14 protein-coding genes and 1 riboswitch are annotated in these 15,758 nt (G+C 66.2%); of the genes, 3 read left to right on the top strand and 11 right to left on the bottom strand.

All coding sequences use genetic code 11. The features are described 5' to 3' along the window. The first annotated feature begins 77 nt into the window (after window positions 1-77). Complete coding sequence (locus IQ35_RS08460; RefSeq protein WP_145072650.1) at window positions 78-974, top strand: tyrosine recombinase XerC; 897 nt, start codon at window positions 78-80, stop codon at window positions 972-974. Between the two features lie 13 nt (window positions 975-987). On the opposite strand, the gene IQ35_RS08455 is transcribed toward IQ35_RS08460, so the two are convergent. Genes IQ35_RS08455 through rsmI form a run of 4 tightly spaced genes read right to left on the bottom strand, consistent with a single transcriptional unit; the run spans window position 988 to window position 3,802 of the window. Continuing rightward, complete coding sequence (locus tag IQ35_RS08455; RefSeq protein ID WP_031290797.1) at window positions 988-1,587, bottom strand: DedA family protein; 600 nt, start codon at window positions 1,585-1,587, stop codon at window positions 988-990. Between the two features lie 19 nt (window positions 1,588-1,606). Further along, window positions 1,607-2,581, bottom strand: a complete 975-nt coding sequence (gene gshB, locus IQ35_RS08450; protein ID WP_062067900.1) for a glutathione synthase — start codon at window positions 2,579-2,581, stop codon at window positions 1,607-1,609. 37 nt (window positions 2,582-2,618) lie between these two features. Beyond that, on the bottom strand, window positions 2,619-2,972 hold the full coding sequence (locus IQ35_RS08445) for a YraN family protein (RefSeq protein WP_021244292.1): 354 nt from the start codon (window positions 2,970-2,972) through the stop codon (window positions 2,619-2,621). Further along, window positions 2,969-3,802 carry a 16S rRNA (cytidine(1402)-2'-O)-methyltransferase gene (gene rsmI / locus IQ35_RS08440; protein WP_145072648.1) on the bottom strand — a complete coding sequence of 278 codons (834 nt, stop codon included), beginning with the start codon at window positions 3,800-3,802 and terminating at the stop codon, window positions 2,969-2,971. Before rsmI ends, IQ35_RS08445 begins: the two co-directional genes overlap by 4 nt. An 11-nt stretch (window positions 3,803-3,813) precedes the next feature. Here rsmI and IQ35_RS08435 point away from each other — a divergent pair, with 11 nt between their 5' ends. Further along, complete coding sequence (locus tag IQ35_RS08435; RefSeq protein WP_021244290.1) at window positions 3,814-5,013, top strand: penicillin-binding protein activator; 1,200 nt, start codon at window positions 3,814-3,816, stop codon at window positions 5,011-5,013. Window positions 5,014-5,018: 5 nt separating this feature from the next. Here IQ35_RS08435 and IQ35_RS08430 read toward each other — a convergent pair whose 3' ends face one another. Both IQ35_RS08430 and IQ35_RS08425 read right to left on the bottom strand, forming a co-directional pair. After that, window positions 5,019-5,792, bottom strand: coding sequence for an ABC transporter ATP-binding protein (locus IQ35_RS08430; RefSeq protein ID WP_145072646.1), 774 nt, complete (start codon window positions 5,790-5,792; stop codon window positions 5,019-5,021). Next, a complete protein-coding gene (locus IQ35_RS08425; RefSeq protein ID WP_145072644.1) occupies window positions 5,786-6,784 on the bottom strand; it encodes a FecCD family ABC transporter permease in 999 nt (332 codons plus the stop codon). The genes IQ35_RS08430 and IQ35_RS08425 overlap by 7 nt, the downstream gene beginning before the upstream one ends. A 47-nt stretch (window positions 6,785-6,831) precedes the next feature. Between IQ35_RS08425 and IQ35_RS08420 the strand changes: the two genes are divergently transcribed. Beyond that, the gene (locus tag IQ35_RS08420) at window positions 6,832-7,644 is read left to right on the top strand and encodes an ABC transporter substrate-binding protein (RefSeq protein ID WP_376699476.1); all 813 of its coding nucleotides are present in this window, start codon (window positions 6,832-6,834) and stop codon (window positions 7,642-7,644) included. Between the two features lie 36 nt (window positions 7,645-7,680). Here IQ35_RS08420 and IQ35_RS08415 read toward each other — a convergent pair whose 3' ends face one another. From IQ35_RS08415 to ftsH, 5 genes are all read right to left on the bottom strand, one after another. Further along, the gene (locus IQ35_RS08415; RefSeq protein WP_145072640.1) at window positions 7,681-9,537 is read right to left on the bottom strand and encodes a TonB-dependent receptor plug domain-containing protein; all 1,857 of its coding nucleotides are present in this window, start codon (window positions 9,535-9,537) and stop codon (window positions 7,681-7,683) included. A gap of 176 nt (window positions 9,538-9,713) precedes the next feature. Beyond that, window positions 9,714-9,951: riboswitch (cobalamin riboswitch) on the bottom strand. An 83-nt stretch (window positions 9,952-10,034) separates the two neighbouring features. Further along, window positions 10,035-10,553 carry a tetratricopeptide repeat protein gene (locus tag IQ35_RS08410; protein ID WP_145072638.1) on the bottom strand — a complete coding sequence of 173 codons (519 nt, stop codon included), beginning with the start codon at window positions 10,551-10,553 and terminating at the stop codon, window positions 10,035-10,037. A gap of 77 nt (window positions 10,554-10,630) precedes the next feature. Then, window positions 10,631-11,806, bottom strand: coding sequence for an RsmB/NOP family class I SAM-dependent RNA methyltransferase (locus tag IQ35_RS08405; RefSeq protein WP_145072636.1), 1,176 nt, complete (start codon window positions 11,804-11,806; stop codon window positions 10,631-10,633). Window positions 11,807-11,907: 101 nt separating this feature from the next. After that, window positions 11,908-13,365, bottom strand: a complete 1,458-nt coding sequence (guaB, locus tag IQ35_RS08400) for an IMP dehydrogenase (protein WP_021244283.1) — start codon at window positions 13,363-13,365, stop codon at window positions 11,908-11,910. A gap of 399 nt (window positions 13,366-13,764) precedes the next feature. Further along, window positions 13,765-15,714, bottom strand: coding sequence for an ATP-dependent zinc metalloprotease FtsH (gene ftsH / locus IQ35_RS08395; protein ID WP_021244282.1), 1,950 nt, complete (start codon window positions 15,712-15,714; stop codon window positions 13,765-13,767). Window positions 15,715-15,758: the final 44 nt, after the last annotated feature.

Genomic DNA, 15,758 nt, shown 5'->3' with positions numbered 1-15,758 from the left:
GTGCCCATTTCGAGGACTTTTTCAAGGGCGCTGCTCAGGGGATTCCGTTTGGCGGCGCGTTGCCCTAATGTCGCGGGATGACCGCATCCGCAGCCCTCGTCGAGAATTGGCGGCGTCATCTGGCGCTCGACCGGCGGCGCTCGGTGCATACGGTGCTCGCCTATGTGGCGACGGCGGAGCGGCTGATCGCCTTCCTGGAGGCGCATCGCGGCGAAGCGGTGACGCAAGCGATGCTGGCGCGGCTGGAGCAGGCGGATGTGCGCGCTTTCCTGACGGCGCGGCGGATGGACGGGATCGGCAACCTGTCCGCCGCGCGGGAATTGTCGGCGGTGCGGGGATTCCTGAAATTCGCGGGCGGCGAGGAGGGCCGCGTGCCGGCGCTCAAGGGACCAAGGGTGAAGCGCGGGCTGCCCCGGCCGATCTCCCCGGACGAGGTCGTGGCGCTGGCGGACGATATAGCCGAAACGGCGCGCGACGGATGGATCGGCGCGCGGGACTGGGCGGTGCTGATGCTGCTTTACGGCGCGGGGCTTCGCATCGGGGAGGCGGTGGGACTGAGCGGCGATGTGCTGCCCCTGGGCGATACGCTGCGCGTCACGGGCAAGCGGAACAAGACGCGAGTGGTGCCGCTGCTGCCGCAGGTGCGGCAGGCGATAGAGCATTATGTCGCGCTTTGCCCCCATGCGATGGAGCGACAAGCGCCGCTGTTCCGGGGCGCGCGGGGCGGGCCGCTCTCCCCGGCCCTCATCCGGCGCGCGGTGCAGGGCGCGCGGGGACGGCTGGGCCTGTCGGAACGGACGACGCCCCATGCGCTGCGGCACAGTTTCGCCACCCATCTGCTGGGACGCGGCGCGGACTTGCGGTCGTTGCAGGAATTGCTGGGCCATGCCAGCCTGTCCTCCACGCAGGTCTATACGCAGGTGGACGCGGCGCATCTGCTGGACGTCTATCGCAACGCCCATCCCCGCGCCTGATTCAGCCTCTGATTCAGGCGCGCGGCTTCCAGGTGGCCAGCCGCCAGAGGTAGATCACCACCGCGCCGATCACGCAGGCCGTGGCGACGGGGCCGACATATTTGTCGATGTCGCGGAAATTCTGCCCCAGCAGGAAACCGGCATAGGCAAGGACGACGTTCCAGATGAACGCGCCGCCCGTTGTCCAAAGCAGAAAGCGCACATGCCCCATGCGGAACAGCCCCGCGGGCAGGGAGATCATCGTGCGGAAGGCGGGCATGAAGCGGAAGACGAAGACGACGATCTGCCCATATTTGCCGAACAGGCGGTCCAGCGCCTCCACATCCTTCCATTCCAGCGTGGCCCAGCGGCCATAACGATCCACCAGCGGTTTCAGCCTGCCGAAGCCAAGGATATGGCCGACCAGATACCAGAAATAATTGCCGACCGTGGTGCCGATCGTGCCTGCGAGCAGCAGCCATTCCATCTCCATCCGCCCCTGCCCGACGCGGATGCCGCCTATCCCCATGATGAGTTCGGAGGGGACAGGCGGAAAGACATTTTCCAGCACCATCAGCAGGAAAATGCCCCAATAGCCGCCCGCGTCGATCAGGCGCAGGACGAAATCGGTCATGCCTTAAAGCGCCGTTCCGTCATGCCGCCACCCGCGCGGCAAGGCGCGCGTCGATCGCGTCCCAGATCATGGCGCCGGTGTCCGTGCCGTTGAAGGCGTCGATGGACACGATGCCGGTGGGCGAGGTTACATTGATCTCCGTCAGCCACTCTCCGCCGATCACGTCGATGCCGACGAACAGCAATCCCCGGCGCTTCAATTCCGGGCCGAGCGCGGCGCAGATTTCCTCTTCCTTCTCGGTAAGCTGCGTCTTCGCTGCCGACCCGCCCACGGCAAGGTTGGAGCGGATCTCGCCCGCGCCGGGGATGCGGTTGACCGCGCCGGCGACTTCGCCGTCGACCAGCACGATGCGCTTGTCGCCCTTCGCCACGCCGGGGATGAAAGCCTGAACCATGAAGGGTTCGACCCATGAGGATTTGAACAGTTCCACCAGCGCCGACAGATTCGCGCCCGACTGCCCCACATGGAAGACGGCGTTGCCCGCATTGCCGTAAAGCGGCTTCACGACAATTTCGCCATGTTCGGCAAGGAAGCTTTTCACCTCGTCCAGATCGCGGGTGATCATGGTGGGCGGCATGAAACGCGCATAATCCAGCACGAACAGCTTTTCGGGCGCGTCGCGGACGGCGGCGGGATCGTTCACCACCAGCGTTTCGGCCTGCACCCGCTCCAGCAGATGGGTGGCGGTGATGTAGCTGAGGTCGAAGGGCGGGTCTTGCCGCATCAGCACGACATCGACGTCGCGGCCAAGGTCCAGCACTTCCGGCTCGCCGAAGATGAAATGATCGCCCGCGACCTTCTGCACGCGCACGGGCCGCGCCTTCGCCAGCACGCGGCCTTCGCGATAGGTGAGGTCGGGGGCGAGATAGTGATAGAGCCTGTGTCCCCTCTCGCGCGCGGCGAGCATGATGTGGAAGGTCGAATCCCCCGCGATATTGATCCCTTCCATCGGGTCCATCTGCACGGCGACGGTGAGCGGGTTCAACTGGGTCATGATCGTCCTTCTTTCTGCGCGCGGTCGGGAAGCGCAGTCAGCCCCCGTGCCAGACATTCGCCAGATGGCGCGGCGGACGCCCCGGCGCAAGGAGCATCACGTCGATTCGCATGTCGTCTCCGGGCTTTGCAAGGTCATGGAACAGGATTTCCGCCGCCGCCGCGACGCGGGAGAGGCGGCGTTCGTCTATGGCGAGGTCGAGATCGGCGGCGGTGGCGCGGGCCTTCACCTCCACAAAGGCGATCATGCCGCCGCGCCTTGCGACAAGGTCGACTTCGCCAGCGGGAGTCCGCGCGCGGCGGGCGAGAATCTGCCAGCCCTTGAGGCGCAGCCACCAGGCCGCGATGCGTTCGGCCTGCCGCCCGCGCTTTTCCGCCGCCTGTTTCCTCACGCCTTGAGTTCCATGGCGCGGGCGTAAAGGCCGCGGCGGTCGAGGCCGAATTTCTTCGCTACTTCCCCCGCTGCCTTGGAGACGGGGAGCCGCTCCATCGCTTCCAGCAGGGCGGCGTCGGCATCCTCCGCGCTGGCGGGCGGGACTTCGCCGGGCGGGCCGACGATGACGACGATCTCGCCCTTGGGCGGCGCGTCGGCGTAGCGGGCGGAAAGGTCCGTGAGGGTGCCGGTCGCGGTTTCCTCGAACGTCTTGCTGATTTCGCGGCTGACGGCGGCTTCGCGGTCGCCCAGCCCCTCCGCCATGGCGGCGAGGCTGTCGGAGAGGCGCGGGCCGCTTTCGTAGAAAATGAGCGTGGCGCGCAAGGCGGCGACTTCGGCCAGAGTGTCGGCCCGCGCCTTCGCCTTGGCGGGGAGGAAGCCCATGAACAGGAAACGGTCGGTCGGCAGGCCCGACAGGGTGAGCGCCGCGATGGCCGCGCTGGGACCGGGCAGCGTCGTGATCCGCCGCCCCGCCGCGCGCGCATCGCGCACCAGCTTATATCCGGGATCGGAGATGAGCGGCGTCCCCGCATCCGACAGCAGCGCCACCGATTCGCTCGCCATCCGCTCGACCAGGCGGGCGCGCACGCCCTCCGCGCTGTGGTCGTGATAGGGCAGCATCGGGCGATCCGACCCCGCATGGCGCAGCAAACGCGCGCTGACCCGTGTATCTTCCACGGCGATCACATCGGCGCGGCGCAATATCTCCGCAGCGCGCGGCGTCAGGTCTCCAAGGTTGCCGATGGGACCGGCGACGATATAAAGACCGGGTTCAAGTTGAGTTTCCATAAGGACCCCAGATGACAGAGACGGATGCCCCCCGGCAAGCGGACATATGGACCGCCACGAAGCGCGGCGCGCGCATTCTCTTTGCGGTCAGCGCTTTGCTGGTCGCCGCCTGTCAGTCGATCGTGCCCAAGGGGGAAGGCCCGTCGCCCACCGGTCCGAAACCCACGGGGCCGGACGTGACGCAGGGTCTGCCGACCGATACGGAGCGGCATCGCGTCGCCCTGCTGGTGCCGATGAGCGGGACCAATGCGGGGGTGGGCCAGTCCATCGCCAATGCGACGACGCTGGCGCTGCTGGATACCAAGGCCGACAAGGTCCGCATCACCACCTATGACACGAATCTGGGCGCGGCGGCGGCGGTCAACAAGGCGTTGGCGGACGGCAACCGCCTGATCCTTGGCCCGCTGCTGGCCGATGACGCGCGGGTCGTGGGGCCGATCGCCGCGCGGGCGGGCGTGCCGGTCATCAGCTTTTCCAACGATGTGAGCGTCGCGGGCAAGGGCGTCTACATATTGGGTTACAATCCCAACCAGTCCATCGAGCGCGTCGTCGGCTTCGCGCGGGAAAAGGGGCTGTCGAACTTCGCGGGGCTGGTTCCCAAAGGCGTCTATGGCGAGCGCGCGGGCACGGCGCTGCTGCGGGCCGTCGAGCAGGCTGGCGGCACTGTCGTATCGCTCCAGACCTTCGACCGTTCGGCCGGATCGATCACGGCGGCGGTCAAGAAATTGCAGGCTTCGTCCAGCTATGACGCGCTGCTGATCGCGGACAGCGGGCGCGTGGCGTTGCAGATCGCACCGGTCGTGCGGAAAAATGGCGGCGCCAATGCGCGGCTGCTGGGCACGGAATTGTGGAACACCGACAATGCGCTGTCGTCCAGCCCGGTGCTGCGCGGGGCGTGGTTCGCCAGCGTTTCGGACGGGCTTTATCGCCAGCTCGCGAGCAAATATCGCGCGCGGTACGGCAATGCGCCTTTCCGCCTTTCGGCGCTGGGTTATGACGCGGTGCTGCTGACGGTGCGGATCTCGCGCGACTGGAAGGTGGGCGCGCCCTTCCCTGCCGCGCGGCTGCGCGATTCGAGCGGGTTCGCGGGGATCGACGGCGCGTTCCGCTTCAACCGCGACGGCGTGGCGGAACGGGCGCTGGAAGTGTCCGAAGTGGGTGCGGGCGCCTTCACCGTGGTGGACGCCGCGCCGCGCGGCTTCGCGGACTGAAGCGATCAGACGCGGCTGAGCGGCAGGATCACAGGCCGCCCCGCCTCCTCGCCGATCCAGGCGTCTATGCCGTAGACATGGGCAAGGTTGGCGCGCGTCAGCACCGCCGCGGGCGGGCCGTCCGCGACCGCCTCGCCCCGGTCCATCAGGATCAGCCGGTCGCAATAACGCGCCGCCATGCCCAGGTCGTGGAGGACCGTCGCGACCAGCGCGGCGGAACGGGCCTGCGCCCTCAGCAAGTCCATCACGTCGATCTGATGTCCCGGATCGAGCGCGGCGAGCGGCTCGTCCGCGATCAGCGCGGGTGCCCCTACCGCCAGCGCGCGGGCGAGCAGGACGCGGGCGCGCTCCCCGCCGGAGAGTTCCGTCGCGATCCGTCCCTTCAAATGCAGCACATCGGCGCGGGTCAGCGCAGCGTCGACCATTGCCTCGTCTGCCGCCGTCAGGCGCGAAAGCGGTCCCAGATGCGGCAGGCGGCCGAGCGCCACCAGCCGCTCGACCGAAAGCGGCCAGTGCAGCGTCTGCCCCTGCGGCAGATAGGCGACCTGCCTGGCGACGTCGCGGCGGGTGAGGCGTGAAATGTCGCTGCCGTCGATCGACACCGCTCCGCCGCTGAGCGGCACGAGGCCCAGCATCGCGCGGATCAGCGAGGACTTGCCCGCGCCATTGGGACCGATGATGCCGACAAGCTGGCCGGGGTAAAGGTCCAGCGAGACCCCGCGCACGGCAGGATGGCGGCCAAGCTCCACGACGATATGCTGCGCGCGGATCGTCACCATAACCGCCTCTCCCGCATCAGGTGGACAAGGAAGACCGGCACGCCCAGAAGGGAGGTCAGCACGCCCAGCTTCAGCTCATTGGTCGTCGGGATCAGCCGCACGCCAATGTCGGCGAACGTCAGCAACGCCGCTCCGCCCAGCATCGAGGGCACCAATATGGCCGAGGGGGAACGGTCCGTCAGCGGGCGGATCAGATGCGGCACGATCAGGCCGACAAACCCGATGGAGCCGGACACCGCCACCGCTCCGCCCACGCCGATGGCGACGCCCAGCATCAGGCGCAGTCGCGCGCGCCGAAGGTCGATGCCCAGCGCCTGCGCCCCATCCTCGCCCAGCGTCAGCGCGTCCAGCGTCCGTCCGTCCGCAATCAGCAGCGCCGCGCCGATCAGAACGCAGGGCAGCGCCGTCAACACATGCGCATAGCTGCGGTTTTCAAGGCTTCCCATCAGCCAGCTCATGATCTCCATCGCGGCGAAGGGATTGGGCGAGAGGTTCAGCGACAGGCTGATCCCCGCCCCCGCCAGCGTCGCGATGGCTATCCCCGCGAGGATCAGCGTCAGCGGGCTTTCCGATGGCCCGGCGAGCAGGAAAAGGCCGCCTATGGCGATCAGTGCGACGAGGATGGCCAGCAGCGGCAATGCCAGCACATGCATCTGTGCCAACCCGAAATAGAGCGCGCATACCGCGCCCAGCGCCGCCGCGTTGGACGCCCCCAGCACCGAAGGTTCCGCCAGCGGATTGCGCAGATAGCCCTGCAACACCGCACCCGACAGGCCCAGCATTCCCCCCACCAGCAGGCCCAGCGCCATGCGCGGCAGGCGCAGGTCGATCACGATGGCGCGGGCCACGTCATCCCCGCCGCCGGTCATGACGGCAAGCAGGCGCGACGGCGCGATCGGCACCGCGCCCAAAGTGACGGAGCCGCAGGCTGCCAGCACAAGCAGCAGGAGCAACAGGGGAAGCAGCAGCGGATGGCGGCGGCGCGCACTCATGCCTTGCGCCTCCGCCGCGCGCTGCTAGGGGCGGGGATATGGATCGGATGAAACTCCTGGGAACCGTCGCGGCGCTTGGCCTGATCGGCGCGGCCCCTGCTCCGGGCACGCCGCGCAGGATCGTGTCGCTCAACGTCTGCACCGATCAATATGTGCTGGCGCTCGCCGATCCGGGCCAGATCGCCGCTCTCAGCAGCAATGCGCATAATGCGGAATTGTCGGCGGCGGCGCGGCAGGCGCGTCCCTTCCGCAGCCTGCGCCGTCCCTCCGAAGAGGTGACGGCGATCGGGCCGGACCTGCTGCTGGGCTTTCCCATGGGGGACGGCGCCGTCGCGGGCGCGCCGCCGGGCCAGTGGCGGACGCTGGGGCTTTCGATCGCCGACAGCTATTCCATGGTGACGGCTCAAATCCGGCAGGTGGCAAAGGCCGTGGGCCATCCCGAACGCGGCGAGGCGCTGATCGCGCGCATGAATCGCGATCTTGCCGCCCTGCCCAGGCCGAATCGCGGAGGCGTCGCCGCCTATTATCAGCGGCGCGGCTATATGACCGGCACCGGCACGCTGGTCGATGACCTGATGCGGCGCGCGGGCCTCACCAACCTTGCCGCGAAGCTGGGGAAGCCTGCCCTGGCGCAGATTCCGCTGGAGGAGATGATCGCCGCGCGCCCCGATTGGCTGATCGTCGAAAGCGGCAGCGAGCAGGTGGTCGATCAGGGGACGGAGATGCTGCACCATCCGATCCTGAAGGATATTCCGCGCATCCGCGTGCCGCAGGCGTGGACGGTGTGCGGCGGCCCCGCCTATGGGCTGGCCGCGCACAGCATCGTGGCGCAGATCAACGCCGCGCCACGCCGCCGCTAGGGGGCGGACGTTCACGCCCGCCCCTTTGCCGCACGATCAGAAGCGGACACGCACGCCGCCATAGGCCGACCGGCCATAGACCCCATAACCATAGGCCGTGGCGTATTCCTGATCCGAAAGATTGTCGATCCGGCCATAGATTTCCAGATGCTCGCCGATCGGGAAGGAGGCGCGCAGGCCGATGATCGCATAGCCATCGAGACGGCGCGTATTGGCCGGATCGTCAAAGCTGTCGCCCACCATCGTCACGGTCGCGCCAGTGCTGAGGCCGAAGGGCCAGACATAGTCCGCCGAAACGCTGACCGCGTCGGCAGCCCGGCGCGCCAAGCGATTGCCTTGATACAAGCTGCCGGGCGAGCGGTCCTTCGCGTCGATATAGCTGTAGGAGCCAGTGACAATCAAGGCATCCACCGGCTTCAGCGTCACGCTCGCTTCCACGCCCTTGGCGCGGGTACGGTCCAGATTGTTGTAGGTGGAGGTCGTGAAGTCATAATTGATCTGGCTGCGCGTATCGCGCTGGAAAGCCGTGATCGACAGGGTCGCGCGGCCGTCGTCCAGGCTCTGGTCGAAGCCGATATCATAGCTTTTCGACCGTTCGGGACGCAGGTTCGCATTGCCCGACCAGCTATCGTAAAGCTGATAGAGGGATGGCGCCCGGAATCCTTCGCCATAGCTCAGGCGGATATTGGTAGCGCCGTGGTTGGGCGAATAGTTAGCGTTGGCGCCAAAGGTCGTCGCGCCGCCGAACTGGCTGTGATCGTCATGGCGCACGCCACCCGTGAGCGAAAGCCCGGCCGCCGGCTGCACGATGGCGAGCGCATAGACGCTGTCGGTATTGATCTTCGCGCGCGTCGTGCCGAAGGCGTCGTAATAATCATAGTCCGGCCGCTCATGCTCATAGCCGAACAGGATCTTCGCCTGATCCACCGGCGCGTAGACGCCTTCATATTCGAAGCGCAGGTTCTTGCCCGTAAAGCCGTAATCGGCATCTTCGCCGCGCGCCATATAGTGATCGCGATCATGGCGGAACCACGTCACGGCCACCCTGTTCGTCAGCTTTCCATCGAACAGGGCGAGATTGACGCCCGCATAGCCCACATATTGATCGGACTTCGATACTTCCAGCGTATCGGCAAGCCCATATGTCGGCGGCGGAAAACCGTCGATATCCAGATCGGCATGGATGTAATAACCACGCAGGTCGAGGCTGAGCGTCTCGGTGAAGTTGAGTTTCAGCTTCGCATTGGTGACGATGTTCTTGTAACCGTCCTTTTCCACGCCGCCGACGGAACGACCTGCGGAGGAAATGCCGTCCGTGTTGAAATAGGCGACGCCGATGCCGCCCGAAGCGATACCGCTGCTGCCGGAAATATCGGCCTTTGCGTTCAACGTGTCACTATAGCCATAATCGACCGACGCATTGGCGGCATAGCCTCCTGCCGGAGCGCCCGTCATGATGTTGACCACGCCGCCTATCGCCTGGCTGCCATAGACGACCGAGTTGGAGCCGCGCAGCACTTCGATCCGGCGGATGTTGCCGACCAGCAGGTTGCCGAAGTCGAAACGGTCGGCATCGCTGCTGGGATCGTTCACCTTGACGCCGTCGATCAGCACCAGCGTCTGCGACGTTTCCGCACCGCGCAAGGATATCCCGGTCAAGGAACCCGCAGTGCCGTTGCTGTTGAACCGGACCCCCGGCGTCGTCATCAGCAGATCGGTCACGGCGACCGCCTGCCGCGTGCGGATGGTGTCGGCGTCGATCACGCTGATCGCCTGCCCCACCTCGTCCCGCGATTGTTCGATGCCCGATGCGGTGACCACAATGTCGTCATCCTGCGCCAACGCAGGCATGGCCGCCAACAGCGCCACGAGCGACAATCCCGATTTCAACATTTTCCGTTTCTTCCCTGAGCGTATTTACGACTTTCAGGGCCAGGGACTCCGCCTGCGCGGCCGGTATGCGCGGCAGGCCAACGCCCCTTCCCGCCACGCGCACCGATGCGGCCCCGGCCGCTTGGCAGCGTCGCTCAGACGGAAAACCGTGCCATGGCCTATCCCTGGACCGGGGCAAGAGCGACCAGACGCAGGCAGGTCTCCTGGCTCGCGGGTCACAGCAGCGATGCGTCAGCCTTCCCGGACTTGCGTCCAGTGGCCGGTCCCTTCCCACCCCCTCGTGGCTGAAAAGGACCTTCTACGCATCGCGCTCACCGCTTACAGTTGCAGGGACAGCCGCGGAATAAGAGGGCGAACCCTCCGCACCGCGTTCCCTTTTAAGCCCCGTGGGGCACCAGCGCGATCATGCCCGGGACGCCGAAACGTCCCGGACGACGCCGCCCATAGGGCAAGCCGCCGCCCATGCCAAGCGGGTTGCATATTTTTTCAGGAAAGGATCAGGGCGTTTCGGTCGGCGCGGCCTTTGGCGCGGTTATCTCTTCCTTGACGCTCAGCACCGTGGGGGGCGGTCCCTTTTCGATCGCGGCGGCAAGCTGGCCCACGCCCCCGCAATCGGCGCGGCATAATTTCTGCGCCTGCGCCAGATTGTCCTTCGCCTTGGCGATGGCTCCCTTCTCTACCATCGCTTCGCCCTGCCCCACCAGCGCGCCCACATCCGCCGGGTCCAGCAGCAGCGCTTCATTATAAAGGCGGATGGCCTTGCCCTGAAGGCCTTGCGCCCGCGCCACCACGGCCAGTTCGATATAAGCGGCGCGGTTGCGCGGATCGATGGCGAGCGCGCTTTCCAGCGCATCGTTCGCACCCTCCAGATTGCCCGACTTGCGCGCGGCCTCGCCCGCATGTTGCCATTCGATCGAGCGCGGGTCGATCTGGGCATCGGGGCGCTGCGTCAGACCCGCGCTGGACACCGTCGTCAGCACGGCGGCAAGGGCGATCGAAGCAGGGGTAAAACGCATCACAGTCTCCAGCCATGTTTCAGGCGTTGATTCCGGCCAAGTCTCGCGATTTTGCGGGCGCTTGTCCATGGACTCTTTCATGCGGGCCGACGCAGTCGGGCGAAATAGAAGCCGTCCGTCCCGTCATGCCCCGGCGTCAGCAGCCAGCCCGCGCCATGCGCCCGGCCAAGCGGCAGGCTCAGCATGTCGACGCTCCAACCGCCGTGCCGCCGCAAGAAAGCATCCACCTGATCCCGCCCCTCCCTGTCCGTCAGCGCACAGGTGGCATAGACCAGCACGCCGCCAGGCGCCAGCAGCGGCGCGGCGAAGTCGAGGATGCGGGCCTGTTCCCGGACGAGCCGGTCGAGCCGCGCCTCCGTCAGCCGCCAGCGCGCCTCCGGATTGCGCCGCCATGTGCCCGTCCCGGAACAGGGCGCATCGACCAGCACGGCATCGGCCCGGCCATGCAGGCTTTCAAGCCCGCGCCGTTCATGCCCCTGATCGAGAAGCAGCGTCTGGATGAAACCCGCTCCAGCCCGCTCGGCGCGCGGGGACAGACGGGCGAGGCGGGTGCGGATGGTGTCGGCGGCGATCAGCGCGCCCTTGCCGTCCATGGCGGCGGCCAGCGCCAGCGTCTTGCCGCCCGCGCCGGCGCACAGGTCAATGACGGTCTGTCCGGGCCGGGCTTCGCAGGCGGCGGCTATGAGTTGGCTTCCAGCGTCCTGCACTTCGACCAGGCCCCGCTGCCACGCATCACTCTTTTCGACAGGCGCGCCTTCGGGCAGGCGCAGTGCGTCAGGCGCGCCGGGGACCGGCTTCGCATCGGGCAGGAGCGGCAGGGCATCTTCCATCGCACCCTTGAGACGGTTGACGCGCAGGTCGACGGGGGCGCGGCCCAGCAGCACAGCCTGCTCCACCGGCGAGGCCAGCAAGGGCGCGATCCAGCCGGGAACCGTGCCCGCCTGCGCACCCGGTTCCTCTCCAGCGATGGGCGCTGGACCATGGGCGGACGCGTCGAAGAGCGCCGCGAGTTCGGGACGCTCGCGGGCCAGCCCCACCATGGCGGCGCGGCCGCTGTCCGGGCGGTCGGCGGCGCGGCGGATCGCATCATAGACATGGTCGCGCACCGCCCGCCGATCGCGCGATCCGGCATAGCGACGTTCCTTGAAATAGCGGGCGATGAGCGTGTCCGCCGCCGGGCCGCCGTCGCGCGCGGAGGCGATGATGGCATCGAGCAGTTCGATGGCGGCCTGAATGCGGGCGGCTGGAGTCATGCGAATCTCCCTCCTCCCGCCAGCGGGAGGGGCCGGGGAGGCTCGCTATGCTCGCCGCCTTCCCCTGCCCCCTCTCCTGAAGGGAGGGGAATTATATGGGTCTAGCGCGTCGGGTAATTGGGGGCTTCCCGCGTGATCGTCACATCATGCACGTGACTTTCGGACAGGCCCGCATTGGTGATCTGAACGAAGCGCGCGCGCTCTTGCAGATCCTTGATCGTGCGGCTGCCGGTATAGCCCATCGCCGCCTTCACGCCGCCTACGAGCTGGTGGATCACATCCTTGGCCGGGCCTTTGAACGGCACCTGGCCCTCAATACCTTCGGGCACCAGCTTCATCTGGTCCTTGATATCCGCCTGGAAATAGCGATCCGCGCTGCCGCGGGCCATCGCGCCGACACTGCCCATGCCGCGATAGCTCTTATAGGCGCGGCCCTGATAAAGGAAGGTTTCGCCCGGTGCTTCGGCCGTTCCGGCCAGCAGCGATCCCACCATGACGCAGCCCGCGCCCGCCGCCAACGCCTTCGCCACGTCGCCGGATGTGCGAAGGCCGCCGTCGGCGATGACCGGCACGCCATGCTTCGCGGCGGCTTCGGCGGAGTCCATGATGGCGGTGAGCTGCGGCACGCCCACACCCGCGACGACGCGCGTGGTGCAGATGGAGCCGGGGCCGATGCCGACCTTCACGCAGTCCGCGCCTGCACCGATCAGAGCGCGGGTGGCTTCGGCGGTGGCGACATTGCCCGCGACGACTTGAACATGGTTGGACATTTTCTTGACCGCCTCCACGGCGACCGCGACCTGTTTGCTGTGGCCGTGGGCAGTGTCGATGACGATCAGATCGCATTCCGCGTCGATCAGGGCCTCGGTGCGTTCCAGTCCCTTGTCGCCCACGGTGGTCGCGGCGGCCACGCGCAAGCGGCCGGATGCGTCCTTGGTCGCCTGCGGATAGGTGACAGCCTTTTCGATATCCTTGACAGTGATGAGGCCCACGCAACGATAGGCATCGTCCACCACCAGCAGCTTTTCGATGCGGCGCTGGTGCAACAGCCGCATCGCCTCGTCCTGACCGACGCCAGCCTTTACGGTGGCGAGATTTTCGCGAGTCATCAGTTCGCTGACCGGCTGGGCGGGATTTTCCGCGAAACGGGTGTCGCGGTGGGTGAGGATGCCGACCAGCTTGCCCGAAGCCTCCACCACGGGGATGCCGCTGATCTTGTGGCGCTCCATCAGCATCTGCGCGTCGGCCAGCGTGGCGTTAGGCGTGATGGTGATGGGATTGACCACCATGCCGCTTTCGAAGCGCTTGACCGCGCGGACCGCCGCTGCCTGCTCCTCGATCGAGAGGTTGCGGTGCAGCACGCCAATCCCGCCAAGCTGCGCCATGACGATCGCCATGTCCGCTTCCGTTACCGTGTCCATGGCGGAGGACAGGATCGGGATGTTGAGCCTTATTTCCCGAGTGACCTGCGTACTCGTATCGGCCTGGCTGGGCAACACGTCGGATTCGCCGGGCTGAAGGAGCACGTCGTCGAAGGTGAGGCCAAGGCGGATATCCATGTGAACTGCCACTTTCTGCTGCGGGACCGGCGGCTGGCCCCTCTGGGGAATCGTGGCGGCCCATGTAACCATTTCCCCCCGAAACGACCAGTCCCCTGATGCATATTTTATTGCGCACTGCGGCAAGGATGTTGGCGGTGCCGTAGGACGCCATGTGTATGAGGGTGGGGAGCGGACGTTGCGTAGGCCCTTTCTTCCGTCATCCCAGTGAAAGCTGGGATCTCACTTAGGTTTAGCCGTACCCTAAGAAAGAGAGGTTTCAGCTTTTGCTGGGATGACGAGGTCGAATGGCGAAAAATAGCCGAAAACGGATGTCCCACGACCGTCGATCCGCACCCGCACAATCGCAAGAAGAAAGGCGCGGAAAACCGCGCCTTTCTTTCATCAATCCGCCGAACGTCACACCCCGACGGGAGACGGATCGCCGAACGGCCCCTTGCGCTTGCGCGTCTTGGGAATGGAGGAGCCTGCCGCCGGAATGGCCGACGGCTTGATCGTCGTGCCATCGTCACGGGTGATCTCGCCCTTGTCGAGCAATGTCTTGATCTCCTCGCCGGAGAGCGTCTCATATTCCAGCATCGCATTGGCGAGCAGGTGCAGCTGATCCTCATGGGTTTGCAGCACCTCCTGCGCCCGGGCATAGCCCTGCTCGACCAACCCGCGGATTTCCTTGTCGATCAGCTTGGCCGTCTCGTCCGACATATGGACGCGCTGGCTCTGCGAATAACCGAGGAAGGTTTCGCCCTGCTGCTCTTCATATTGCAGCGGCCCCAGCTTGTCGGACATGCCCCATTGCGTGACCATGTCACGCGCGAGTTTGGTGGCATATTGGATATCGCCCGAAGCGCCCGACGACACCTTATCATAGCCGAAGATGATCTCTTCGGCGACGCGGCCGCCCATGGCGACGGCCATGTTCGCGTGCATCTTGTCGCGGTGATAGCTGTAGCTGTCCCGCTCCGGCAGGCGCATCACCATGCCCAGCGCGCGGCCGCGCGGGATGATCGTCGCCTTGTGGATCGGATCGGACGCCGGTTCATGGACCGCGACGATGGCATGGCCCGCCTCATGATAGGCGGTCATCTTCTTCTCGTCCTCGGTCATGACCATGGAGCGGCGTTCGCTGCCCATCATGACCTTGTCCTTCGCCGCCTCGAACTCGTCCATGGCGACGAGGCGCTTGCCCCGGCGCGCCGCCATCAGCGCGGCTTCGTTGACGAGGTTGGCGAGGTCCGCGCCGGAAAAGCCCGGCGTGCCGCGCGCGATGACGCGGGGGTTGACGTCAGGAGCCAGCGGCACCTTCTTCATGTGGACAGCGAGAATCTTCTCGCGGCCTTCGATGTCGGGGCGCGGCACCACGACCTGCCGGTCGAAACGGCCTGGACGCAGCAGCGCGGGGTCGAGCACGTCGGGACGGTTGGTCGCCGCGACGATGATGATGCCCTCGTTCGATTCGAAGCCGTCCATTTCGACCAGAAGCTGGTTCAGCGTCTGCTCACGCTCGTCATTGCCGTTGCCGAGGCCCGCGCCGCGATGACGGCCGACCGCGTCGATCTCGTCGATGAAGACGATGCAGGGCGCGTTCTTCTTCGCTTGCTCGAACATGTCGCGCACGCGGCTGGCGCCGACGCCGACGAACATCTCCACGAAGTCCGAGCCCGAGATAGTGAAGAAGGGCACACCCGCCTCCCCCGCGATGGCGCGGGCCAGCAGCGTCTTGCCGGTGCCGGGCGATCCGACCAGCAGCGCGCCCTTGGGAATCTTGCCTCCCAGACGCGCGAACTTGGTGGGGTCTTTCAGGAATTCGACGATTTCCTGCAATTCCTCACGCGCTTCGTCGATGCCCGCGACGTCATCGAACGTCACCTTGCCATGTTTTTCGGTGAGCAGCTTGGCCTTCGACTTGCCAAAACCCATCGCGCCGCCCGCACCGCCGCCTTTCTGCATCTGGCGCAGCACGAAGAAGGCTATCCCCAGGATCAGCAGGAACGGCAGCGACTGATAGACGAGGATCAGCCAGAAACTGGGCTGTTCCTCCGGCTGGCCGGAATATTTGACATTATAGTCGTCCAGCAGGCCGGTAAGGCCCGGATCGTTGACGGGGACGGTATTGAACCGTTGCCCGCTCGACAGGGTGCCGGATATGCGGTCGGGTGCGATGGCGACATCCTTGACCTGCCCTTCCTGCACCTTGGAGCGGAATTCGGAATAGGCGATGCCGGTGCCCGCGGTCGATGCCGTGCGGCTATCGAACATGGAGACGAAAAGCAGCAGGGCGATGATCACCCCCGCCCAAATCATGGCGCTCTTGATCCAGGGATTGCCCTGCGGGTCTTTATCGTCGTTCATCGATACTCACTTTCCCTTCGCAAGATAGGGCGCGCGGGCAAAAT

The sequence above is a fragment of the Sphingobium wenxiniae genome (genome assembly GCF_007830065.1).
Lineage (GTDB): Bacteria > Pseudomonadota > Alphaproteobacteria > Sphingomonadales > Sphingomonadaceae > Sphingobium > Sphingobium wenxiniae.
This window is presented reverse-complemented; position numbering and strand designations above follow the sequence as displayed.

Coding starts and splice junctions, on each gene's coding strand:
- IQ35_RS08460 (WP_145072650.1), top strand. CDS start 78: ATGACCGCATCCGCAGCCCTCGTCGAGAATTGGCGGCGTCATCTGGCG.
- IQ35_RS08455 (WP_031290797.1), bottom strand. CDS start 1,587: ATGACCGATTTCGTCCTGCGCCTGATCGACGCGGGCGGCTATTGGGGC.
- gshB (WP_062067900.1), bottom strand. CDS start 2,581: ATGACCCAGTTGAACCCGCTCACCGTCGCCGTGCAGATGGACCCGATG.
- rsmI (WP_145072648.1), bottom strand. CDS start 3,802: ATGGAAACTCAACTTGAACCCGGTCTTTATATCGTCGCCGGTCCCATC.
- IQ35_RS08435 (WP_021244290.1), top strand. CDS start 3,814: ATGACAGAGACGGATGCCCCCCGGCAAGCGGACATATGGACCGCCACG.
- IQ35_RS08430 (WP_145072646.1), bottom strand. CDS start 5,792: ATGGTGACGATCCGCGCGCAGCATATCGTCGTGGAGCTTGGCCGCCAT.
- IQ35_RS08425 (WP_145072644.1), bottom strand. CDS start 6,784: ATGAGTGCGCGCCGCCGCCATCCGCTGCTGCTTCCCCTGTTGCTCCTG.
- IQ35_RS08420 (WP_376699476.1), top strand. CDS start 6,832: ATGAAACTCCTGGGAACCGTCGCGGCGCTTGGCCTGATCGGCGCGGCC.
- IQ35_RS08415 (WP_145072640.1), bottom strand. CDS start 9,537: ATGTTGAAATCGGGATTGTCGCTCGTGGCGCTGTTGGCGGCCATGCCT.
- IQ35_RS08410 (WP_145072638.1), bottom strand. CDS start 10,553: ATGCGTTTTACCCCTGCTTCGATCGCCCTTGCCGCCGTGCTGACGACG.
- IQ35_RS08405 (WP_145072636.1), bottom strand. CDS start 11,806: ATGACTCCAGCCGCCCGCATTCAGGCCGCCATCGAACTGCTCGATGCC.
- guaB (WP_021244283.1), bottom strand. CDS start 13,365: ATGGATATCCGCCTTGGCCTCACCTTCGACGACGTGCTCCTTCAGCCC.
- ftsH (WP_021244282.1), bottom strand. CDS start 15,714: ATGAACGACGATAAAGACCCGCAGGGCAATCCCTGGATCAAGAGCGCC.